Below are 23,957 nucleotides of genomic sequence, written 5' to 3' on the forward strand. Positions count from 1 at the left end.
CTTAAGAAATTCCGTAAAAATATAGGCCTTTATAAATCAACGGCTTGAATGTATGTCTGTGGTTTTTACCTATATTGGTATGCTCATTGCCTTTGAGTATTCGAAATCGAATTTTCGCCGGTGCCCAGAGGTATTGGTGAGTAATGTTGCCACAACAACAACAAAGGAAGGCCTATGTCCTTAACACTGGAGAACCTCTCCCGTGTCGTGGATGGTGTGGATTACATCCGGGACGCGAATATCACGTTTGAGGCTGGTTCGTTCAACGTCCTGCTCGGGCGCACACTTGCCGGGAAGACTTCCCTTATGAGAATCATGGCCGGGCTCGACAAGCCCGACGAGGGGCGTCTCATCTATAACGGCAATGATGTGACCGGGCAGAGCGTTCAGCAACGCAACGTCTCGATGATCTATCAGCAGTTCATCAATTATCCCAATCTGACGGTATACGAAAATATCGCCTCGCCCCTGCGTCTGGCCAAGATGAAGGAAAGCGAGATTGATCGGCGGGTGAAGGAAACTGCCAACATGCTGCAGATCGACCCGCTGTTGAAACGGTATCCGCTGGAGCTCTCGGGCGGTCAACAGCAGCGGACAGCGATGGCTCGCGCCTTGGTAAAGGATGCCACGCTCATTCTGTTCGACGAACCCCTGGTGAACCTGGACTACAAGTTGCGGGAAGAGCTGCGGGCAGAGTTGCGGGAGCTGTTCCGCGAGCGCCAGTGCATCGCCGTATATGCCACCACAGAAGCCAACGAGGCGTTGGCGCTTGGCGGTGTCACAACGCTGCTGAATGAAGGACGGATTGTCCAGTCCGGGCCAGTGATGGAGGTTTACCGCAACCCGGTGAACACCCTGGCAGCACAACTGTTCAGTGAGCCACCCATGAATCTTATCAAGGGGCGTGTCACCGACACGGAAGTGACCTTTGATGAGTATTCACATCATGCATTGACCCAGGAACTCGCAAGACTTGAACCGGGTGATTACTGGTTTGGTGTACGGCCCAGCCACATTGGGCTGGTCCCCACCGGTGAAGACGACCTGGAAATGTCCATGGAAGTGGAGCTGAGTGAAATAAGCGGCTCCGAAACCTTCATGCACGTTCGTAACCGGCACTTCGAGATGGTCATGCAGTTGATGGGGGTTCATCAGTATCATACTGAGGCCCCCATCAAGATCTACCTGCCCATCGACAAGCTGTTTGTCTTCGACAAAGACGAAAACCTGGTGCACACGCCGTCGCAGTTAACAGGAGGGTCGATCTGATGGCTGAAATTCATTTGAAGTCCCTGGCTCACAGTTACAGTGAAAACCCCTCCGGACCCGATGACTATGCCATTCGCCACCTTGACCATGTCTGGGAAAAGGGCGGCGCCTATGCATTGCTGGGCCCTTCCGGTTGTGGCAAGAGCACCATGCTGAATATCATATCGGGCCTGCTTCAACCCTCTGAAGGCGACGTGCTGTTCGACGGCAAGCGGGTCAATGAATTGTCTCCCAGGGACCGGAACATTGCCCAGGTTTTCCAGTTTCCCGTCATTTATGACTCAATGACGGTGTTCCAGAATCTCGCGTTTCCCCTCAAGAACACCGGCGTGCCTTCGTCCCAGATCAACGCCAAGGTGCACGAAATCGCCGAGATCCTGGAAATTGAAGGTGAACTGCATAAGAAGGCGAAGAACCTTTCCGCCGACCAGAAGCAGAAAGTGTCCATGGGGCGTGGCCTGGTACGTGGCGATGTTTCCGCCATCCTCTTCGACGAGCCGTTGACGGTGATCGATCCCCAGCTCAAATGGAAGCTGCGGCGCAAGCTCAAGCAAATCCATGAGCAATTCGACATCACCATGGTGTATGTCACTCACGATCAGCTGGAAGCCTCAACGTTCGCAGACAAGATAGCGGTGATGTACGGCGGGCAGATTGTGCAGTTCGGGACGCCAACGGAACTCTTCGAGCAACCGAACCATACGTTTGTGGGCTACTTCATTGGCAGCCCCGGCATGAACCTGATTGAGGTGCAGCGCTGCCCCCGTGGGGTGTGTTTTGGCAGCACGGTTATACCATTGAGCGCCCAACAGGTTGAGGTGCTGCAACGGGTCCACTCCAACAACATCAAGATTGGTATCCGGCCGGAGTTTATCCAGGCGTCGGATGTTTCCGCAGATGACACTTTTGAAGCCGAGGTCAGGGACGTCGAAGATCTGGGTACCTACAAGATCATGACGATAAAGCTTGATTTCGAGACCCTGAAAGTTCGCCTGACAGAGGACCAGCATTTCGAAATTGGCAACCATGTCCAGCTCAGTTTCCCCGAGAAATGGCTGAAGCTTTATGTCGACGAGTTCCTGGTAGAGGAGAAGGACCAATGAACAAGGTTCCCAATAATCGTGCCTGGTGGCTCGTACTGCCAGTCTTCATCCTGGTGGCGTTTTCCGCGCTCATACCGCTGATGACGGTAGTGAATTATTCCGTCCAGGATATTTTTGGCCCCGGCCAGGGCTACTGGGTCGGTACTGAATGGTTCAAAGAGATCCTTGGTAATGAGCGTTTGCAGGACTCGCTTTTGAGACAGTTTGCGTTTTCCGGAGCTGTTCTTGCGATCCAGATACCCCTGGGCATAAGCGTTGCCCTGATGATGCCCAAGTCCGGTATCAAGGCCTCCCTGTGCCTGATCCTGCTTGCCATCCCGCTTCTGATTCCCTGGAACGTCGTGGGCACTATCTGGCAGATCTTTGGTCGGGGTGACATCGGACTGTTTGGCTGGGGACTGAACAGCCTGGGTGTTGACTACAACTATACCGGCGACACGGTGGATGCCTGGTTGACAGTGCTGTTGATGGACGTATGGCACTGGACACCACTGGTGGCGCTGCTGTGCTATTCCGGCCTTCGTGCAATTCCTGAGGCCTTCTACCAGGCCGCGGAAATTGACCGGGCATCCAGGTGGGCGGTTTTCCGCTACATCCAACTGCCGCGTCTGAAGAGTGTCCTGGTAATTGCCGTCCTGTTGCGGTTCATGGACAGCTTTATGATCTACACCGAGCCCTTCGTGCTGACCGGCGGTGGGCCAGGCAGTTCTACCACCTTCCTGAGTCAGACTCTGACCACCATGGCGATTGGCCAATTCGATATCGGCCGTGCAGCTGCATTCTCGCTGATCTACTTCCTGGTCGTGCTGCTGGTGTCCTGGCTGTTCTTTACCGCCATAACTCACCTCGACAAAGAAAAATAAGGAGAGAGTGATGAACTATTCACGTTCCAAGGGCATCGGGATGACACTGTTTATCATCCTCCTGTTGACCCCTATCTACTGGCTTTTGAACATGTCGTTCAAGACCAACCGTGAAATTCTCGGGGGGCTTACCTTCTGGCCCCAGGACTTTACGTTGCAGAACTACGCGGTGATCTTCACGGACTCCAGCTGGTATTCGGGTTACATCAACTCGATGATCTATGTATCCATGAACATGACCATCACGTTGCTGGTTGCGCTGCCCGCAGCTTATGCGTTCAGCCGCTACAAGTTCGTAGGTGACAAGCATCTGTTCTTCTGGTTGCTCAGTAACCGTATGGCGCCGCCTGCAGTATTCCTGCTGCCGTTCTTCCAGCTCTATTCATCCATCGGGCTGTTTGATACGCACATTGCCGTGGCGCTTGCGCACTGCCTGTTCAACGTGCCGCTGGCGGTGTGGATACTGGAAGGTTTCATGTCCGGTGTACCGCGCGAGTACGATGAAATGGCCTATATTGATGGCTATAGCTTTCCGAAATTCTTCGTGAAAATTTTTCTTCCGATGATCCGGTCCGGGATTGGTGTGGCCGCCTTCTTCGCCTTCATGTTCTCGTGGGTGGAGCTGCTGTTGGCAAGAACGCTGACATCCGTGGACGCGCAACCTATAGGCGCGATCATGACGCGAACGATCGGGGCCAGTGGTATCGACTGGGGCGTTCTGGCTGCAGCCGGTGTGCTGACCATTATTCCTGGCGTGCTGGTGGTCTGGTTTGTTCGTAACCACATTGCCAAAGGCTTTGCACTGGGTCGGGTATAAGGAGAATTAACATGATTGCGTGGATGAACTGGACACCAACCGTTGCCATTTTCTTCGCGGTAATTGCTGGAATACTGATGGTAATGACCGTTTACGAAATTGTTTCACCCTGCACCGAACGAAAGGGTTTCCTGCCGATCGCGACCACCCGTGGGGACAGGCTGTTCATCGGTCTGTTGTCGGCAGCGTACATTCACCTGGCGTTTCTCGCAGTGTCGGATATCACGCTCTGGGTGGCCCTGGCAGTTTCAGTAGCCTGGCTTGCTGTGTTATTGCGGTGGGGGTAAGGATCTGGATTTTCGTTTGCCAGGGATGGCGGCAAAAAACTTTCAGAATTTGGCCAAAAAACAGTTGTAAAAGTTTCTATAACGAACTATTTTTTGTTTTATGATCGGAATCGAACATGCCGGTTCGGTTCCCATTCAGGAATAGCGACGAAAACGCTATACAGGGAAAACCGGAACGCAGTCAGCAGTCGCGTTTCGCACAAACCAAAACAAGACGAACGAGGTTGGATATGTTCAACAACAATAAATATCCGAAAACCCTGCTCTTGAGTGCCGCCATCGGCGCCGCAAGTATGGGGATCAGCTTTCAGGTCAGTGCCGATCAGTATTCGGATGCCGCCAAGAAGTGGATTGACGAAGCCTTCAAGAATTCGACCCTGAGCAAAGAAGAACAGATGAAAGAGCTGGAGTGGTTTATCAAAGCTGCTGAGCCTTTCCGTGGTATGGAGATCAATGTCGTCTCCGAAACCATCGCTACCCACGAATATGAATCCAAGGTTCTGGCAGAAGCTTTCACTGAAATCACGGGTATCGAGCTTACCCATACCCTGATTCAGGAAGGGGATGTCATCGAGAAGCTGCAGACCCAGATGCAGTCCGGCCGCAACATTTATGACGGCTGGGTGAATGACTCAGACCTGATTGGTACCCACTTCCGCTACGGTAAGGTCATGCCGGTTGAGGACATCATGAACGGTGAAGGCAAGGATCTGACCCTGCCGACCCTTGACCTTGAGGATTTCATTGGCCTGGATTTCACCACGGGTCCCGATGGCAAGCTCTATCAGCTGCCGGATCAGCAGTTTGCCAATCTGTACTGGTTCCGTGCCGACTGGTTCGAGCGTGAAGACCTTAAAAAGCAGTTCCAGGATATCTACGGCTATGAGCTGGGTGTGCCGGTCAACTGGTCTGCTTACGAAGACATCGCCGAATTCTTCTCGGTACATGTGAAGGAAATTGACGGCAAGCGTGTCTATGGCCACATGGACTACGGCAAGAAAGACCCCTCACTGGGCTGGCGTTTCACGGACGCCTGGTTCTCCATGGCCGGTGCCGGTGATAAGGGCCTGCCGAATGGTCTGCCCGTGGACGAGTGGGGTATTCGGGTTAACGAGTGTCACCCCGTGGGTGCAAGCGTCAGTCGCGGGGGTGCCACTAACGGGCCTGCTGCCGTGTACGCGACAACAAAGTATGTCGACTGGCTGGACAAGTATGCTCCACCTGAAGCACAGGGCATGACCTTCTCGGAAGCCGGGCCGGTACCTGCCCAGGGCAATGTGGCTCAGCAGATCTTCTGGTACACCGCGTTCACCGCCAGCATGATCGAAGACGGCCTGCCAGTGGTTAACGAAGATGGCACACCGAAGTGGCGCATGGCACCTTCCCCACGTGGTCCCTACTGGGAAGAGGGCATGAAGCTGGGGTATCAGGACGTCGGATCCTGGACTTTCATGAAGTCCACTCCCAAAGAGCGTCGCCTTGCGGCCTGGCTGTATGCCCAGTTTACGGTTTCCAAGACTGTGTCGTTGGAGAAAACCATTGCTGGTCTTACTCCTATCCGCGAGTCCGACATCAACTCTGACGTGATGACCGAGATGGCGCCGAAGCTTGGTGGCCTGGTTGAGTTTTATCGCAGTCCGGCCCGTGTGCAGTGGTCACCTACCGGTACCAACGTACCTGATTATCCAAAGCTGGCTCAGCTCTGGTGGCAGTACATTGCCCAGGCTGCAAGTGGCGAGGCAACTCCCCAGAAAGCACTGGACGGCCTGGCCGAAGCGCAGGACCGCGTGATGGAGCGTCTGGAGCGTGCCAATGTCATGCCCAACTGCGGCCCCAAGCTGAACGAGCCGCGTGATCCGCAGTACTGGCTGGACCAGCCAGGAGCGCCGAAGCCGAAGCTGGACAACGAAAAGCCGCAAGGCAAGACCGTCCGCTACGACGAGCTGCTCAAGACCTGGGAAGAAGCTCGCGAGAGTTGATCAACACTTACCTGTAGTGCCCTGCCGCTGCCCACCGTCTCCCGGGTAGCGGCAGACCTAACACCGTCAGGTCGGTGGGTCTTGGCCGGTTGCTTTCATACCCCCCTTACTAGCATTTCAGGTGTCCCCGCACTTTGCGGGTTAACCCTGCCGGCCCTTTTTCCACCTTTCGGTACCTGTATTGTCCTTTAAATGCCCGGAACCTGCCGGGTACGTTGTAGGGAGTTTATGGGGCATGAAAAACATCTCAGTGATCCACCGTCTTTACCTGGGTTTCGGCTTCCTCTGCGTGCTGATTGCGGGCTGGGGGCTATTCAATGGAAGCATGATGATGTCCATTTCCGATGGCACATCGGAGGTGAAGGAAAGAATATTCCCATTCCAGCGGTCCGTGCAGTCTGTGGAAGCGACAACAGGCATCAGTGGTACTGCTGTGACTTCATTGGCAAGGGTCCGGAATAACGAAGAGCTGGAATCCCGCTATGGAAAGCTGACTGTCATGATCTCCGGGCTGCGAGAGCGTGTAGACACGCTATCTGCGGAGGCCGGCAACATCAGGCTGCTGGAAGGTTTTGATGACCCTGCGCAACAATTTCAGCAGGAGCTGGGTGCCCTTCAGGAACAGGCGGGAAGGCTCAACCAGCATCAGGCCGAAGTGATCAGGGTGTCGGCGTCTGTAAACCGGGACCTATCAGACTTCCTGGCCAGAGCTTCGGAAATGAAGCAGTTATTGCTGCGTGAAGGGGCAGCACCCGCCGGGTCCGATATTTATTTGAAGGACCTGTTGATGTCTGTTATGAGCAATCTTTCGAATATCGAACTACTGATTATGCAACTGGTCAGCACAGAGGATGCGGACAGGCTGAAAGAAGTCGTCGAGAACCTGCGCTTCAATACCGTGACAGTAGAGCAGGATATCGAAGCCATTATTGATGAAATAGCCTCGCTGGCGGACCTTGCTCCGGTAGCGGCGGCCTTTTTCGAGTCCGTAAACAGCGAGACCGGTATTGTCAGCCAGTACTACGATTACCGCCGCAACGTACTTGAAGTGAACGCCACGATAACGGACGTCGAGCGTGAACTCGATGTTCTCAATGGGCACATTGATGAAATGGTGGGGGCGGCAGGGCAGGCAGCGGTTCAGGCAGTCGACAACCTGGATGCCACTGCACGTTTTTCCGAGCAACTGGTCTACTACCTGGTACCGCTGATTCTGTTCATTGCCGTTGTGATCTCGATATGGCTCGGGCGGATGATCAGTGTGCCCCTGAGGTCCACGGTGAGTCATCTTTCTGCGATGGCTTCCGGCGATTACAGTCGTGAATTGACGTTCGCGGCCAAAGGAGAATTTGTAGAGCTCAGGGATTCGGCCAATCAGCTGGCTGCTGCCATGCGGGAGGTCCTCGGCAGCCTTCAGAAAGCCGGGGGAGAAATCACTGGCGTGGCAGCGTCAAACGCAGACTTTTCCCATGAGCTGAGCCAACGCATTCGCGGCCAGGCGGACGAACTGGATTCCATCGCCACAGCAATGAACGAGATGGAGGCCTCCTGTCATCAAGTGGCCGACTCGGTTCGTGATACCCACCAGCTGGTGGAATCGGTAAACCGCCATGTTGACGCCAGCCAGGCTACGGCACGCTCCAACATGGCATGCGTGGACGAGCTGGAGCAACAGGTCCAGCAGACCTCCGGGAAACTCAGGAAGCTGGAAAGTGCCTCCCACGATATCGGGCGGATTACCCAATCTATTGATGAGATTGCAAACCAGACCAATCTGCTGGCACTTAATGCCGCCATTGAGTCAGCGCGGGCCGGTGAATTCGGCCGTGGTTTTGCGGTGGTCGCGGATGAGGTGCGGCAGCTTGCCCAGAAAACCACCACTAGTACCGAAACCATCCGTGAGCTTGTAACCCGTCTTCAGGGTGATGCGGGGGCGGCAGTGGCTTCCATGGAAGACAGTTTCCATCGTCTGGAGTCGGTAAAGAAACTGATAACCGACGCTTCACGAGGAGTTGAAACCATTCGCGAGGCGGTGGATCAGATTCGCAATAGTGCGGAACATGTCCGTACTGGTATGGATGAGCAGGAGGACGTGAGCCGTTCGGTCTCACATAACGTGACTGAGATCAGCGGGTCTTCGTCAGAGAACCTGGCGCAGATTGAGCAACTGGTGGCCACCAGCGACCAGCTCAAGGCGTCTATGTCCGACATTGAAGCGCTGATTGGACGCTTTCGGGTTTAGGCTTCCGCGCCAGGTAACGATTCCGGGTTTTCGATATAACAAAATCATATTGAAACTTTGTTCTTTTTCGCTTGTTAATGTTCGTAAACGAATATTACAATCACCATTACTGTTCGATAGTGCGCGAATGCGGTGCATTAACAAAAACAACAGATCAGGCGGGTTTATCAGTATGGAGCATATTCAATCAGTGTTCGGCCGGGAAATCCTGGATTCCCGGGGTTTTCCCACAGTGGAGGTGGATGTCACATTGGGAAACGGCGTGGTTGGACAAGGCCGCTCCCCATCCGGGGCATCCACCGGCTCCAGCGAGGCTCTGGAGAAACGGGATGGTGACCCCGACAGATACATTGGCAAGGGTGTTCTGGGGGCGGTTGAATCGGTGAACCGGTATATCGCCCCCGCCCTGGAAGGCAGGGTAGTGTTTGATCAGGTCGTGATTGATCGGCTGATGTGTCATCTGGACGGGACCGAGAACAAGGCCGGATTTGGCGCCAACGGTATCCTCGCGGTTTCTCTGGCACTTGCAAATGCAGCTGCAAATTACCGGCAGCAGCCTCTCTACCGCTATCTGGCAGAACTCTATGGCTGCTCCGGCCCGTGCGTGCTGCCAGTGCCCATGATGAACATCATTAACGGTGGTGCCCACGCAGACAACAATGTGGATCTGCAGGAGTTCATGATCCAGCCGGTGGGGGCGCCGAGCTACAGTGAAGCGCTCCGCATGGGAGTAGAGATCTTCCACGCACTGAAATCACTGCTGAAGAAAAATGGACTGTCCACAGCCATTGGTGACGAGGGTGGTTTCGCGCCCGATCTGCGTTCCAGTGAAGAGGCCCTTGATCTTATTCTGGAGGCCGTGGTCAAAGCAGGTTATCGCCCCGGCACTGACATCGTGCTGGCACTGGATTGCGCAGCCTCCGAGTTTTACCGGGATGGCCGCTATCAGTTGGCCGGCACGGGTGAAAGCTACGACTCCGCCGGATTCTCTGACTATCTGTTATCGCTGGCCATGCAGTATCCCATTGCCTCTATTGAAGACGGCATGGACGAAAACGACTGGGCCGGCTGGAAGTTACTGACCAAGAAGCTTGGTGACCGGGTTCAACTGGTGGGTGACGATCTGTTTGTCACCAACACTGGTCTTATTTCCGAGGGCATTCGGCAGGAGGTCGGCAATTCCGTGCTCATCAAGCTCAACCAGATCGGCACCCTCTCTGAAACGTTCGACGCCATTGGCATGACCCAGGACGCAGGGTACACCGCAGTGATTTCCCATCGCAGTGGCGAAACTGAAGACACCTTTATTGCCGACCTGGCAGTGGCCACCAGGGCCGGCCAGATAAAGACCGGTTCTCTCTGTCGCTCAGATCGCGTTGCCAAATACAACCGCTTGATGCGCATTGAGCAGGATCTGGGGGCCCGGGCGTTCTACCCGGGAGTGGGGGCGATTCGCTGTGCCCTGGATACCTGAAGCGGCAATGAACGGAACGACAGGAGGCAGACCATGAGAAAACCCATTCTGATTGCAAACTGGAAAATGAACGGCAGCCTGCACGCCAACCAGGCACTGCTGGTGCGTATGCTCGCAAGATTCAGGCCTTTGCGGAAAGCCATTGATATGGCCATCTGTCCGCCATTCCCTTACCTCTTCCAGGTTCGGGATCTGCTTGGATATACCGGAATTTCTCTCGGCGCCCAGAATGCCAGCTCTGAACCTTCGGGGGCCCACACGGGTGAGGTGAGCGCAACCATGCTCAAGGAAATGGGCTGCCGGTATGTGCTTGTCGGCCATTCGGAGCGCCGGTCGCTGTATCACGAGTCTAACGGCAATGTAGCTGCGCGTTTCCGCCAGGTGCGCGCCGCCGGCATGAGCCCGGTTCTTTGTATCGGTGAGACCCTTGAAGAGCGGGAGCAGGGGATGGCAATGGTGGCGATCGAGAGCCAGTTGCAGGCGGTTATCGACCATAACGGAGTGGCAGGCCTTGGTGGCAGTATTCTTGCCTACGAGCCGGTCTGGGCCATTGGTACCGGCAGGACAGCGACTCCGGAACAGGTGTCAGACACCCACCGAGCCATCCGTCAGTTCCTGGAAAACCATCAGGCAGGTCTGGGAGAAACCACTCGAATTGTTTATGGGGGAAGTGTCAAGGCAGGCAATGCAGCAGAACTGTTTCAGTCTCCACAGGTAGACGGTGGGCTGATAGGCGGAGCCTCCCTGCAGGCCGAGGAATTCTCTGACATTGGGGCTGCACTGGCAGACACCGTCGCGGAATCTGATAGCGAGTGCGACGTATTGGATTAACAACCCGCCGCCATTCAGGCGACGGAGCGTAACCGGGGAATGATCAACGATATTGTAAAGAGTCGGCACTCAGGCTTCCTGAACGCCGACTACACTCCTCCGGTCAGAGAGTCAGTGGCTGGCCTGCCTCTCTGCGGCGGGCTTCCCATTCCTCACGGGTCTGTGCTGCTTCGTCTCCCGGCATGGAATCGATGATCTCGAAATAGTCGCTCGAATACTCGTCGTCCATGATCTCGTCGCGGGGCTTTACCTTTACCACGTAGACGGTCTGTACGTTCTGGTGGTCAAACTCCCGCCAGTACTGCTCGTCTTTCAGAAACGTGTACCTGTGACCTTCCAGTGCGCGGATGACCTGGCTGGTATCGGTGGTGCCGGCACGCTCAACAGCGTCCTTGTACTGATAGACAATGCTGTAGGCAGAAGCCGCGGCAGTGGAAGGACGCATTTCGTAGCGACTGGAGAAGGCTTCCACAAACTCCTTGCCCCTTGGGTAGTCGTACTGATACGGCACACTCCAGACCCAGGGAGCGCCACCGACAACCCCTTCCATGATGGTCGGTCCCACCTGGCGAGCCATTCCGAGGGTCAGGTTGGGAACCACCACCTGCATTTTCTTCGTCAGGCCCATCTCATAGGCGACGTTCAGCGCACGCACCATGTCGTCGCCGAACAGCACCATCATCAGCACCTTGGCATCGCTTTGTTCAGCCTGCTCCAGAGCCTTGCGGAAGTCTGTGATCAGCGCCCGTGGAAAGGGTGTTTTTACGCCTTGATGCGCCCCAGTGTCATCGGTGCCAGTGAACTTCCTGACTGACTCTTCCACGGACCAGCCCCAGGTGTAGTCAGCGGTGATGTAGAAGTACTCGTCGTTGGAATGCTGGGTAGTGAGGTATTTGCTCAGTGCTTTGGCCGTCATCCAGGCATTGTAGGGTTCGCGGAACATGTGGCGGTGGCCGGCGGCGCCGGTGGTGGCGTTGGAGTAGGTCAGGGTGCCGAAGTAGATCCGGTCTCTGTCTCTCGCAGCTCTGCCTGAGGATATGGCGACGGCGCTGGAAACCCCGCCGAACACCATCTGTACACCTTCACGGTCGATCAGTTCAGCGGTGTTTTTAGCACCCTTGTCCGGCTCGCCCGAGGTGTTTCGTATCACCAGTTCCAGGTCGCGCCCCATGACTCCGCCGGCCTTGTTGATTTCATCAACGGCCAGGAACGCCCCCAGGCGTTGTTGCAGGCCCTGATCCTTGTATCGTCCAGTTTGGGGGTAGTTGAGCCCGATTTTAAGGGATTCCGCTGCTACGGTCGTGGTTACAAGCAGGGTGAGTAAGAGAGAAACAAAAAGCTTCTTGCAGAGCATCGACGAAGGTCTCCGTGATCGCGCCGTGCTGCTAAACACTGGCACCTGAATATTGTTTTTATAAAGCATGAGCAGTGTCGCGGGACTCTGGTGAAGCAACAATGATACTAAAGTGGAAATTGTGTAACGATTTGTCAGGTTTTGATGGCAGTCACGAAACTTCCGCTTGTCAGGCAACAGCGGTGTTGCGCACAGATTCCAGCAGCCGATACCAGATCGGGCGTGGCAGGACGGTCTGGGTGCCCTGAAGCGCTGAGCGGATCCTGTCAGGATTCATGGAACCCAGAACCGGCACCGGCGTTCCCGGAATCTGACGCAGCCAGGCAATCGCCAGGCCGGTCTCATCCAGGCCGGTTTCCTCCCGTGCGCGATCGAGAATATCAGCGGGAATCCGGTCGGCCAGCTTCCCGCCGCCAAGCGGAGACCACGCCAGCCAGCGCAGACCATCAGCCAGGTGAGCCTCCAGCGTGCCGTCGAATAACGGATCCGTATGTGCAAGGGAGAACTGGCTCTGATTACAGGCTAGTGGTAGTTCGGTGTTGGCGGCCAGCCATCGCCACTGTTCCGGGAGGAAATTGGAGACGCCTATCTGGCGTACCTTACCCGCTGCCACTGCGTTTTCCAGCGCCCGGGCAACCTCTTCCACCTGCATCAGCGGATCTGGGCGGTGGATCAGGAAGGTATCAATCTGCTCCATCGCCAGCGAGGTAAGGGCACGGTCAATGGCGTTTTTCAGGTAACCGGCTTCGGCCTGGTAGTGCTTCACCTGCCACGGTGAGCGGTCCATGCTTGCCGGTACAATGCCGGCCTTGGTGATTATCCGCACCGCTCTGGCAAGCAGGGGCTGGGCCCGCAACGTATCGCCGAACAGCCGTTCACACTCACCCCCGCCATAGATGTCGGCGTGATCGAACACGTTCAGGCCTTCCTCCAGCCGTGCGGCAATCCAGTCGGCCAGCCTGGCCGGACTGGTGAGGACAGGGTGGTCATGGAGCCGCATCATCCCCAGGATCAGGGGTGTATCCGGTGTGAATCCGGGGGTGTGGGTAGTTTGCACGGTTACTCCTTTCCGAAGGCGATGATCACGCGGTCGTCGCCGTGGGTTCGTGAAAAAACATAGGGCTCGATGCTGATACGTTGGTGTTCACCAGCGCCGATGGCCGGGTGGCGCTCACGGAACTGACCGAGCTTTTGCCAGTGGGCCAGTACCGGCGCCGCCGTGCCGCTTTCAATGTCTGCCCAGTTCATATCGGAACGGGTGCCCTGGTGGCCGTCGGAACCGGTGGGGCCGAACTGCCGCCCGGATTCATCCCCATAGAATATCTGGCTGGTGCCCGGTGTAAACAGCAAGGCACTGGCTGCGCGCTTCTGCATTGCGGGGTCATTGTCTGCGATGCGGCTGAACAGCTGGGTGTCGTGAGATGAAATGTAGCTCATGACGTTGAAGGGTATGTCCCCGTTCATCTTCTCTGCGTAGTCGCTGTAGATGGGCTCCATTTCCGACAGGCAGGCGGCACCGGCCCGGGCTTCTTCCTGCAGGTCAAAGTTGATCACTGCATCGAAGCCGGCATCAAAGTAGCGGCTGCGGGTGACGGTGTGGGGGAAAACCTCCGCCACCATCCAGAAATCTTCCGCCGGCAGCGGTTGCCTAGGATTGTTGCTACGGTAGGTTTCCAGTGCCTTCTGGGCTTGCGCCTTGAGTTCCTGCCAGGCTTCCGGCTCCACGTGTTTGGCGGTATCGACCCGGAAACCATCCACGCCAAACTCACGCACCCAGTCTGTCAGCCAGGTGATCAGGTACTCCCGCACAGTTGCATCATCAAGCTGCTCCGCCCGGGTATTTTCCTTGTTTCTGAGGAACACCGGGAGGTCGACCGCTTTGTCGGATTCGGTCTTGAAGTCCGGCAGGAAGGCCAGCGAGCCCCTTGCCGGGTCAATCGACGCTTGTGGGGCGGAATCGTAGTCGCCGATGCCAGCGCGAACCCAGTCCTTGCCCCACCAATTGGTCCAGTCCGGGTGATCGTAGTCAATCAGGGCATGGTAGGCGTGGAGGTCTTCCCAGGACTCAGGCTGCCACTCGCCCCACTGCCCCGGGAGATGTTTTTCGAAACCGTCATGGAGGCCGCCGAAATCAAAGGTCTGCATATCCTGGAGCGTGGCGTAGCCAGGATGATTCATGACCACGTCCATTACTACGCGAATGCCGCGGGCGTGGGCCTCTTCCACCAGGGTGCGGAACTCCTCGCGGGTACCGAAGTTGGCGTCGGGCCGGGTAAAGTCCAGGGCGTAATAGCCGTGGTATCCATAGTGCCGAAAATCACCACGGTCTCCACCGCCAACCCAGCCATGAATCTGCTCAAAGGGTGGGGTCATCCAGACTGCGTTGACGCCAAGCTCCTTAAGGTAATCAAGCTTATCCGTCAGTCCCGCAAAGTCCCCGCCATGGAAGGTACCGATTTCGTCCTTGCCGTCGGGCTGACGGCCGTAGTTCCGGTCGTTATCGGTGCGGCCGTTGGCGAAACGGTCAGTCACGGTAAAATAAACCGTGGCGCCGGCCCAGTTGAAGCTTTGCTGCGGAGCACCTGCGGCCTCAAGCAGTAAGAGACCTTCCGCCTCCGGGGCGGGAGTCATGGTGACCTCGCCGTTTTCAACCCGGGCCTTTTCGCCGCTATAGAAATCCCGCAGCCATTCACCCTCAGCGAATGTGTTGCCCACGGAAACCGTCATTTCGGCATCGGTGGCCACACAAAGGCCGCCACTGGGGGAAGCGGCTGTATTGTCTGAGGGCGGAGCGGCGGTCTCGAACTGGCTATTGGCGCAGCCGGCAAGGGAGAGGCACGTCACAAGGCTGGCGGTTAACCTGAAATTTTTCGCGGATGGGTTCATGCAATGGGCTCCGGTTCCATTTATTGTTGTCGTAGCCTAATCAAACCAGACCTGGGGGGAGGGTGGTAGACGGAATTTGCTACGCCTCACTACTCCCCCGTTCTACGCCTCAGGGAATGAAATCAGGGCTGATGCCAGCAACGGCAAATTGCAACACAGTTCGGTTACTCGCAATAGAAAGATTTGCGTTCAGCCCGCCCGGCCAACCTCGTGCCAGGGCGGACAACAAGAATAAGGCAAGAACAAGCAGAGGAATCACCTGATGAATCGTCGAACTTTTATTCGCAGCACACTCGCAGCGTCCATTGTTGCAGCAACTTTCGGGATGTCTGCACCTGCCCATGCCGAGATTGAGGAAGGCAAACTCCTGGTCTGGATCAACGGTGACAAGGGTTATGACGGCCTGCAGGAAGTGGGCGACTGGTTTACCGAGGAAACCGGTATTCCCGTTGAAGTAGCCCACCCGGACAGTGCCACTGACAAGTTCCAGCAATCCGCCGCCACGGGAAACGGCCCGGACATTTTTATCTGGGCACACGACCGTTTCGGCGAATGGGCACAGAGCGGCATCATTTCCGAGATCAAGCCATCACAAAACGTGGTTGATGCCAATTTTGATTTCACCTGGGATGCCGTGACGGTCGACGGCAAGATGTACGGCTACCCCATGGCCGTCGAGTCCATCGGACTCATCTACAACAAGGACCTGGTATCCGAGCCGCCAGCAGCGTTTGAGGACATTCCTGCCATCCACGAAAAACTGGTGGAAGATGGAAAACGCGCCATTCTGTGGGACTACAACAACACCTATTTCACCTGGCCGATGATTGCCGCAGCCGGTGGTTATATTTTTGCCCAGAATGAAGATGGCACCTATGACGTCAAGGACACCGGCGTTAATAACGAGGGCGCCATGAAAGGCGCCAACATGCTGGCCACCCTGATTGACGAAGGTGTCATGCCCCGCGGCGCGGACTACAGCGCCATGGAATCCGGCTTTAACAAGGGCGAAGTCGCCATGATGATCAACGGCCCATGGGCCTGGGGCAACCTTGAGAAAAGCGGTATTGAATTCGGGGTGGCCACACTGCCGACGGTAGACGGCGAACCCAGTAAGCCAATGGTGGGTGTGATGGCGGCAACTCTTAACACGGCCAGCCCCAATAAGGATCTGGCAGTGGAATTCCTCGAAAACTACGCGCTGTCCGTCAAGGGCCTGAAAATGGTGAACGACGACGTTCCCCTGGGCGCTGTCGCCAACAAGGAATTCATGGACGAGCTGTCGTCTGACCCGAACATTGCTGCAACGTTCGAAAACGCCGAGCTGGGTGAGCCCATGCCGAGTGTGCCTGCCATGGGGGCGTTCTGGTCATCCATGGGGCCGGCGCTGCAGAACATCACTTCCGGAAGACAATCCGTAGAGGATGCCCTGAACTCCGCAGCCAAGCGCATTACCAGGTAATACCGGAAACGGGAAGGCCGCGGGCGATTCTGCCTGCGGCTTTCTCAGTGTGGCTGAACTGTTGATGCAAACCTGCCGTCGTATTGCCTGGCGACGGCTTTAAGCGGGCTGACTACAATGATAACGGAAACACTGTCCTCCCCCGGAACAGAAAGCAGACTTCCAATGACCCGAAAGATTCTTAAGTGGGGCGCCCTCGCCGCGTTAGTAGGAATGGCGCTCTACCTGATACTGGCGCTGTATGCCCAGCAGGAGTTTGTGTTTGCGATGCTTTTCCTGGTGCTGACGGCATCAGCGGTATTTGTCTTCGTTAACAAAAAACTCTACGCCCATCGCTATATTTTCCCCGCTGTAGCGGGGATGGGCCTGTTCGTTATCTTCCCGCTGATGTACACGGTGGGTATTGGCTTTACCAACTACAGTGCCAGTAATCTGCTGAGCTTTGAGCGGGTGCAGGAAAACCTGCTGGACCGGACCTATCAGTCTGATTCGGTTCGTTACAGCTACGAGCTTTACGAAACCGGCGCCGGCTACGTGCTCTATCTGGAAGGGGACCATCAGGACCTGGTATCAGCACCGCTGGTTCTGGATGGGGCGGACTCCAGCGCACCGGTATTGCCTGCCTCAGAGAAGCCAGCAGGAGAACCACTGGCTATCCGGGACATTATCCAGCTCAGGTCGGAGCTGTCGCAACTGGAGTTGCTGACTGAGGATGGCCGGGAACTGAGCATGGCCAGTTTGCGGGCGTTCGCGGCGATCAGAGACCAGTTTATGCTGCACGATAACGGCAGCATCACTGACAACCAGACTGATACCACCTACTTCCCGGATCACGACACCGGTTTCTACCGAAGCGCGGATGGTCAGACACTGTCACCGGGGTGGACGGTCAACATCGGATGGGACAACTACCTGAAGGTGGTGTCCGACCCCAGCATTCGTGGGCCGTTTTTTGAAATCTTCGTGTGGACCCTGTCCTTTGCGGTAGCGACGGTGGTGTTCACCCTGGCGCTGGGGCTGTTACTGGCAAACCTGCTTCAATGGGACCAGATCCGTGGCAAGGGCTTCTACCGCACCATGCTGATCCTGCCCTATGCAGTACCTGCCTTTATCTCGATATTGGTGTTCAAGGGCCTGTTCAACCAGAACTTCGGTGAGATCAACCTGGTTCTGGAGGGCCTGTTCGGGATGCGGCCGGACTGGTTCAGCGATCCGGCACTGGCCCGGACAATGATCCTGATCGTCAATACCTGGCTTGGCTACCCGTACATGATGCTGCTTACCATGGGCCTGCTGCAGGCGATTCCGCGGGATCTGTACGAAGCATCCGCCATGGACGGGGCAGGGCCGGTGAACAACCTGTTCAACGTCACCCTGCCACTGATCATCAAGCCGCTGATGCCGCTGTTGATTGCAAGCTTTGCCTTCAATTTCAACAACTTCGTCCTGATCGCCCTGTTGACCGGTGGTGCACCCGACATTATCGGTGCCAGCACGCCCGCAGGCACCACAGACCTGCTGGTAAGTTACACCTACCGAATTGCGTTCCAGGATTCCGGACAGAACTTTGGCCTGGCGGCAGCGATTGCCACAGCCATCTTCCTGGTGGTTGGCGCACTTTCGCTGATCAACCTCAAACTGTCCAAAGTCAAAGTATAAGGAGCTACCCATGGCGATGGTTCAACCCCGCTCCACCAAGTATCGCGTTCTGGCATCCCATCTGGGGATGCTGGGGTTCATCGTGATCATTCTCTTTCCATTGCTGATGGTGATCTCCATCTCCTTCCGCAGTGGTAACTTCGCCTCCGGCAGCCTGCTGCCGGAGAACCCCTCGCTTGAGCACTGGTACCTGGCGCTTGGCATTCCCTACACTGGTGAGGATGGCACTGTTACCCAGCCGCCGTTCCCGGTACTGCTGTGGCTGTGGAACTCCATCAAGATTGCGGTGGTGTCCGCCGTACTGATCCTGGCGCTGTCCACCACCAGCGCCTATGCATTCGCCCGCATGCGATTTGCGGGCAAAGGCTTTGTGCTCAAGTCCATGCTGATCTTCCAGATGTTCCCGCCGGTGTTGTCCCTGGTGGCGCTGTACGCCCTGTTCGACAAGATCGGCAATCACGTCAGCTGGCTGGGGCTGAACACCCACGGCGCGGTGATCGTTGCATCCCTCGGTGGCATGGCGCTGCATATCTGGACCATCAAGGGGTACTTCGACTCCATAGACCGTTCCCTGGAGGAGGCGGCGATCGTGGATGGAGCAACAACATGGCAGGCGTTCCGCTACATTCTGCTGCCGCTGTCCGTGCCGATCCTGGTGGTGGTGTTCATCCTTGCCTTCATCATGACCATCATGGAGTACCCGATGGCGTCCGTGCTGCTGGTGGATACCGACAAGCTGACTCTGGCGGTGGGCGCGCAACAGTACCTCTATGAGCAGAACTACCTGTGGGGCGATTTTGCCGCCGCAGCAGTGCTCTCGGGGCTACCCATTACGTTGATCTTCCTTTACTGCCAGAAATGGATTGTTGGCGGGCTTACTGCCGGTGGCGTCAAGGGTTGATGCCACCACCCCTTCCGCGAGCATTGCGTCTTCCTTTTTGCACTTCGCGACCCGGTCAGGCTAATACCCCCCTGCTGACCGGGCTTTTTTGCTTTCCTTTGCTGCTACCTGAAGGCTATTTGCAGTTACCTGACTGCTGAACAGTGGCGGAGGCTCTCCCGAAACACGCTGTGAACGCACTCGGTTTACTTTCGGCTGCCACCGAGGTAGCTGAGCAGGCTGGGGGTTATTCCTGAAACCGTGCGGAGCCATGGATGGCGGAGCCGAGCGTACAGGGATGTATTCACAGCGTGTTTCAGGAATAACCCCCAGCCTGCTCAGCGGTCAGGGAGAAAGACAAAAGGAGAGAGGCAAAAAAAGGGGCCGGTACGTGACGGAACCGACCCCTGAAAACCTTCAGAGCAGATCAGAAGTCGATGCAGGGTTCACGGTACAGGCGGGGGCAGGCGTTGCCATCTTCGCGGAACAGGTGGCATTTGATGGCGTTGAATCCCAGAGTTACTTTGGCGCCCTCCTGGATCGGGTCGCCGCCGTCTGTGCGCATGGTGATAACACCGTCCACGCCGTTAACGTCCATGTGCACGAGTGTCTGGTAGCCCAGCCGCTCAACCACTGTGACTTCGCCGTCCATGTACATGTCGGCTTCGTCGCCGGTGGTGAGGTGCTCGGGGCGAACACCCAGGCTCACGGTTTCACCAGCAGTCAGTTCGTGACCATTGACGGGGATTTCCAGGGAATGGTTGCCGGGCAGGGTCACGGTAACGGACTGGGTGTCGGCTTTCCCAACAGTGCAGTCAACGAAGTTCATTTTCGGCGAACCGATAAACCCGGCCACAAACCGGGTGGCAGGGTAGTGGTAGAGCTCCATGGGCTTGCCTACCTGGGCGATGGTGCCGTTGTCCAGGGCGACGATCTTGTCGGCCATGGTCATGGCTTCCACCTGATCGTGAGTGACGTACACCATGGTGGCGTCCAGGCGTTTGTGCAGTCGTGAAATCTCGATGCGCATCTGCACCCGCAGGGAGGCGTCCAGGTTGGACAGGGGCTCGTCGAACAGAAATACGGTCGGTTCCCGCACGATGGTGCGGCCAATCGCAACGCGCTGGCGCTGCCCACCGGACAGGTCCTTGGGTTTCCGTTCCAGCAGGTTGTCCAGCTGGAGCAGCCTGGCGGCATCGTTTACGCGGCGGTCAATCTCGGCTTTGTTGGTCTTGGCCAGCTTGAGGCCGAAGGCCATGTTCTCCGCCACGTTCATGTGGGGGTACAGGGCGTAGGACTGGAACACCATGCCCACCTCCCGTTCTTTCGGGGGCAGGTTGTTGACCTTGTCGTTGCCGATGTAAAGGTCTCCGGAAGTGATGTCCTCCAGTCCTGCGATCATGCGCAGCAGGGTGGATTTGCCGCAGCCGGAGGGGCCGACAAAGACCACAAACTCGCCGTCTTCGATATCCAGGTTCACGTTGCGGGTTACCTGGGTCTCGTCATAACTCTTGCAGATGTTTCGTAGTGTGACGCTGGCCATAACGTGTGTCTTCTTGTTTGGTCTATGGAAGCAGGGGGTCAGAGTGAGGCAATCTCGACACCCCATGGCTGAAGATCAAGTTGCCGGCCGCTCCAGGTCCCCCCGACAAAATCAGGGGTATCTGCGAGTGTCTGGCCGGGAGCTGGAGCGGTTACCCGAACTGCTTTGTCGGTCAGATTCAGGGCCACCAGCAAGGTCTCACCCTGATAGCTGCGGGTGTACACCAGGGTTTCTTTCGGGCTTTTCTGAAATTCGATGTCACCCTTGAGTAGAATCGGCTGCTGCGCACGCCATCCCAGGAAAGTGCGATACGCCTGCAGGATGGAATTATCTTCGTCATGCTGGACCGCCACTGCGGCATTGTAGTGTTCATCATAAACCGGCAGCCACGGGCGTGCATCGGAGAAACCGCCGTGGGTTTCCCGGTGGTGCCAGACCATCGGGGTCCGGCAGCCGTCCCGGCCCTTGTATTCCGGCCAGAAATTGATGCCATAGGGATCAACCAGGTCGTGGTATTCCAGCTCTGCCTCGGTCAGGCCGAGCTCCTCCCCCTGGTAGATACAGACACTGCCGCGCAGCGTCAGCAGCATGGCCATATAGGCTTTCAGTTGCTGCGCTGAACCAGCTTCCCAGCGGCTGGCCACGCGGGCGACGTCGTGGTTGCCAATCGCCCAACATGGCCAGCCGTCGGTGAGTTTCTTTTCGATGGAGTCGACGGTTTTCCGGAAAAAGTCGGCGCCACGTTGTTCGGTCAGCAGGTCGAACGAATAGGCCATGTGGAGCTTGTCGCCGCCACCGGTGTATTCCGCCATGGTATCGAGTGAATTATCGTCTCCGATTTCCCCAACGGTAGTGGTTCCCGGATACTGGTCCAGTAGGGCCCGCAGGCGCCGGAGGAAGGCCAGGTTTTCGGGGCGGGTCTTGTCGTACTTGTGGAACTGGTAGGCGTAGGGATTTTCCTTGCGCACTCCAATGGACCCTTCGGCAACCGCGTCGCTGGGGGGGTTGTTTCGCAGCTTCGGATCATGGAAGCAGAAATTGATGGCGTCCAGGCGGAAGCCGTCCACACCCCGGTCCAGCCAGAACTTGACGTCCGACAATACCTGATCCACTACGTCGGGGTTGTGGAAGTTCAGGTCGGGCTGGCTGGCGAGGAAGTTATGCAGGTAGTACTGCTTGCGCCGGCTGTCCCAGGCCCAGGCAGACCCACCAAAGACTGAAAGCCAGTTATTGGGTGGCGTGCCGTCTTTTCCTGGATCTGCCCAGACATACCAGTCTGATTTGGGGTTGTCGCGGCTGGCGCGGCTTTCAACAAACCAGCGGTGCTGGTCCGACGAGTGGCTCAGAACCTGGTCGATCATGATCTTCAGGTTGCGCTTGTGAGCCTCGGCAATCAGATCATCGAAATCTTCAATGGTGCCGAATATCGGGTCTACGTCGCGATAGTCTGAAACGTCGTAGCCAAAATCTTTCATGGGTGAGGTAAAGAACGGCGATAGCCAGATTGCATCTACGTTCAGGCTGGCGATGTAATCCAGCTTTGCGGTAACCCCGGGCAAATCACCGATACCATCGCCGTTGGAATCGTAGAAGCTGCGTGGATAAACTTGGTAAATGACGGCGCCACGCCACCAGTCCGGGTTTTTGATCATCATGCCTCGCTTAACACCCTGGCGGTGAAAGATTGTTTTTGTCGGGAACGGAAGATTTCCGTGGTAATCGCGTTCATGCATAGTGCGATCAAGCCACGGGCCGTTCATCCTCCTGCCGGACTTTTTGTTGGCGTAGCCCGGGGGATGAGGGGGGCGTAGAGGGGAGGAGATGAACGTCAGGCCAGAGTTGGGGGACGGTAACCCTGCCCGTGAAGAAAGAGGCAGGGTTACCATCAAAAAACGGGTGGTTATCGTTTGCCGGCAGCCAAAGCCAGCACCAGGCTGACAAGGGTAGATCCTGCCAGGGCGCCCACAAACGGCATCAGCGTTGGAATGCCCCCCGGAAAGCTCGCAACTTCCAAACCGGCCATCAGGCTGCCACCGGCAACCCAGCCGGGGATGATCGCCCCCAGCAGGCCGGCCAGGCCACCGAGTACAGCTGCCGTGGTAGTCATTCTTTTCCAGAGGCCCATCAGCACCGGTATGACCGCCGTGGCGCAGAGCAGGTCGGCGATCAGGAACAGCCTGAGTACTGACACACCCTGCAATGAAACAATCACCACCGGAATCATCAGGATGACGGTAATCCAGCGTGCCGAGGTAATGGAGAGCCCCTGTTTTTCGGTGACCGCCAGAGATGCCAGGGCATTCTGCAGGGTATCCACTGAGGAAGCGACCAGGGTCAGGGCCAGTACCAGTGCGGGAATCGTCAGCCACGCCGGCGCGCTGGAAAGCAGGGCGAAGAAGGGGATGGGCGGGGAGCCGAGATCCACGCCACTCATGGCGGCGGCAATACCCAGAGCACCCACCACTGCAACCACGGCGATGGTGATCACGCCACCAAACAGGGCACCCTGGCGCAATGCTGAGGTGTCCCGGGCCGACCACAGGCGCTGCCAGTAACCCTGGTGAAACAGGTTGGCGGCCGTAACGGCAATCACCAGGGTCAGGGCGACGCTCAGAGCACTGCCAACGGGCGCCGATGGTGCGTTCGATGTGGTCAGTTCAGGCAGCCGATCCATGGCCACAAAGCCGACAATGGCCAGCAGACCAATCAGCAGAAAGGCCTGCCACTGGTCGGTGACAATACTCGCGCGCAGGCCACCCCAGGCGGTGTAGATCAGGGTGGCAATGGCAACACCCAACACGGCCAGATTGCCATTGACGCCGGAAAGCATCGAGGTGATGGCGCCGATGGCGGTCAATTCCGCGGTGACGAAACACAGCATGTAGAGCACGGAGATCAATGACACGTAGCGGCGGACAGCGTTGCCATAGCAGGCCTGGGCAAATTCACCGATACTGCGGCCCTGGGGCAGGTAGCGTCGAATGGCCGGGCCACAGAAAGCAAAGACGATAAAGGGCAGCGCCGCCCCCAGGGCGTAACCGCCGAGGGCAATGGGCCCCACCAGCGCCCCGACTTCCGGGGGCGCAAACAGTATCCAGCCACCCATGCCGGAAGCCAGGAAAGACAATCCCAGAGCCCGGGCACCCTGGCTATTGCGGGCAGTCACGTAGTCGTCCAGGCCACCATCAGCCAGGCGCGCCCGCATTCCCAGCCAGGTGAAAAGAATAAGGGCAGCTGCGAGGGCAGCTACGGTGGTATAAAACATGGTGGTGTTCTCCGCCGGTCGTGAAGCCGGGAATACTGACACA

Annotated in this window: 18 protein-coding genes; 12 read left to right on the plus strand and 6 right to left on the minus strand. The window is 56.8% G+C overall.

Going from position 1 to position 23,957, the window contains the following annotated elements:
- Positions 1-174: 174 nt before the first annotated feature.
- The 9 genes from FO268_RS09010 (at position 175) to tpiA (ending at position 10,865) form a co-directional block, all read left to right on the plus strand.
- Complete coding sequence (locus FO268_RS09010; protein WP_150992137.1) at positions 175-1,269, plus strand: ABC transporter ATP-binding protein; 1,095 nt, start codon at positions 175-177, stop codon at positions 1,267-1,269.
- Positions 1,269-2,372, plus strand: coding sequence for an ABC transporter ATP-binding protein (locus FO268_RS09015; protein WP_150992141.1), 1,104 nt, complete (start codon positions 1,269-1,271; stop codon positions 2,370-2,372). The genes FO268_RS09010 and FO268_RS09015 overlap by 1 nt, the downstream gene beginning before the upstream one ends.
- Positions 2,369-3,235, plus strand: coding sequence for a carbohydrate ABC transporter permease (locus tag FO268_RS09020; RefSeq protein ID WP_150992143.1), 867 nt, complete (start codon positions 2,369-2,371; stop codon positions 3,233-3,235). Before FO268_RS09015 ends, FO268_RS09020 begins: the two co-directional genes overlap by 4 nt.
- Before the next feature lie 10 nt (positions 3,236-3,245).
- Complete coding sequence (locus FO268_RS09025) at positions 3,246-4,052, plus strand: carbohydrate ABC transporter permease (RefSeq protein WP_150992145.1); 807 nt, start codon at positions 3,246-3,248, stop codon at positions 4,050-4,052.
- 11 nt (positions 4,053-4,063) lie between these two features.
- A complete protein-coding gene (locus FO268_RS09030; protein ID WP_150992147.1) occupies positions 4,064-4,339 on the plus strand; it encodes a DUF2160 domain-containing protein in 276 nt (91 codons plus the stop codon).
- Between the two features lie 230 nt (positions 4,340-4,569).
- Complete coding sequence (locus FO268_RS09035; protein WP_150992149.1) at positions 4,570-6,318, plus strand: ABC transporter substrate-binding protein; 1,749 nt, start codon at positions 4,570-4,572, stop codon at positions 6,316-6,318.
- A gap of 235 nt (positions 6,319-6,553) precedes the next feature.
- Positions 6,554-8,560 carry a methyl-accepting chemotaxis protein gene (locus FO268_RS09040; protein ID WP_150992151.1) on the plus strand — a complete coding sequence of 669 codons (2,007 nt, stop codon included), beginning with the start codon at positions 6,554-6,556 and terminating at the stop codon, positions 8,558-8,560.
- Positions 8,561-8,732: 172 nt separating this feature from the next.
- On the plus strand, positions 8,733-10,034 hold the full coding sequence (eno, locus tag FO268_RS09045; protein ID WP_150992153.1) for a phosphopyruvate hydratase: 1,302 nt from the start codon (positions 8,733-8,735) through the stop codon (positions 10,032-10,034).
- 33 nt (positions 10,035-10,067) lie between these two features.
- Positions 10,068-10,865, plus strand: a complete 798-nt coding sequence (tpiA, locus tag FO268_RS09050) for a triose-phosphate isomerase (protein WP_150992155.1) — start codon at positions 10,068-10,070, stop codon at positions 10,863-10,865.
- Between the two features lie 103 nt (positions 10,866-10,968).
- Here the strand turns inward: tpiA and FO268_RS09055 are convergent, their stop codons facing one another.
- The 3 genes from FO268_RS09055 to FO268_RS09065 form a co-directional block, all read right to left on the minus strand.
- Positions 10,969-12,219 carry a substrate-binding protein gene (locus FO268_RS09055; RefSeq protein ID WP_150992158.1) on the minus strand — a complete coding sequence of 417 codons (1,251 nt, stop codon included), beginning with the start codon at positions 12,217-12,219 and terminating at the stop codon, positions 10,969-10,971.
- Between the two features lie 169 nt (positions 12,220-12,388).
- A complete protein-coding gene (locus FO268_RS09060) occupies positions 12,389-13,276 on the minus strand; it encodes an aldo/keto reductase (protein ID WP_225316561.1) in 888 nt (295 codons plus the stop codon).
- Between the two features lie 2 nt (positions 13,277-13,278).
- Positions 13,279-15,105: an alpha-amylase gene (locus FO268_RS09065; RefSeq protein WP_150992160.1), complete on the minus strand. Its 1,827-nt coding sequence runs from the start codon at positions 15,103-15,105 to the stop codon at positions 13,279-13,281.
- A gap of 262 nt (positions 15,106-15,367) precedes the next feature.
- On the opposite strand from FO268_RS09065, the gene malE reads away from it, so the two are divergent.
- The 3 genes from malE to malG all read left to right on the plus strand — a co-directional run bounded on the left by malE (position 15,368) and on the right by malG (position 19,127).
- Positions 15,368-16,567 carry a maltose/maltodextrin ABC transporter substrate-binding protein MalE gene (gene malE / locus FO268_RS09070; protein ID WP_150992162.1) on the plus strand — a complete coding sequence of 400 codons (1,200 nt, stop codon included), beginning with the start codon at positions 15,368-15,370 and terminating at the stop codon, positions 16,565-16,567.
- A 165-nt stretch (positions 16,568-16,732) separates the two neighbouring features.
- On the plus strand, positions 16,733-18,226 hold the full coding sequence (gene malF / locus FO268_RS09075; protein ID WP_150992164.1) for a maltose ABC transporter permease MalF: 1,494 nt from the start codon (positions 16,733-16,735) through the stop codon (positions 18,224-18,226).
- A 10-nt stretch (positions 18,227-18,236) separates the two neighbouring features.
- Entirely contained in the window at positions 18,237-19,127 is an 891-nt protein-coding gene (malG, locus tag FO268_RS09080; RefSeq protein WP_012137814.1) for a maltose ABC transporter permease MalG, read from the plus strand.
- 406 nt (positions 19,128-19,533) lie between these two features.
- Here the strand turns inward: malG and malK are convergent, their stop codons facing one another.
- The 3 genes from malK to FO268_RS09095 all read right to left on the minus strand — a co-directional run bounded on the left by malK (position 19,534) and on the right by FO268_RS09095 (position 23,914).
- Positions 19,534-20,649 (minus strand): maltose/maltodextrin ABC transporter ATP-binding protein MalK, encoded by a 1,116-nt coding sequence (gene malK / locus FO268_RS09085; RefSeq protein ID WP_150992166.1) that lies wholly within the window; start codon positions 20,647-20,649, stop codon positions 19,534-19,536.
- A 38-nt stretch (positions 20,650-20,687) separates the two neighbouring features.
- Positions 20,688-22,304, minus strand: a complete 1,617-nt coding sequence (locus FO268_RS09090) for an alpha-glucosidase (RefSeq protein ID WP_227716379.1) — start codon at positions 22,302-22,304, stop codon at positions 20,688-20,690.
- A 245-nt stretch (positions 22,305-22,549) separates the two neighbouring features.
- On the minus strand, positions 22,550-23,914 hold the full coding sequence (locus FO268_RS09095) for a sodium:solute symporter family transporter (RefSeq protein WP_150992169.1): 1,365 nt from the start codon (positions 23,912-23,914) through the stop codon (positions 22,550-22,552).
- Between the last annotated feature and the right edge of the window lie 43 nt (positions 23,915-23,957).

This window comes from Marinobacter denitrificans, from assembly GCF_008795955.1.
GTDB classification, from domain to species: domain Bacteria; phylum Pseudomonadota; class Gammaproteobacteria; order Pseudomonadales; family Oleiphilaceae; genus Marinobacter; species Marinobacter denitrificans.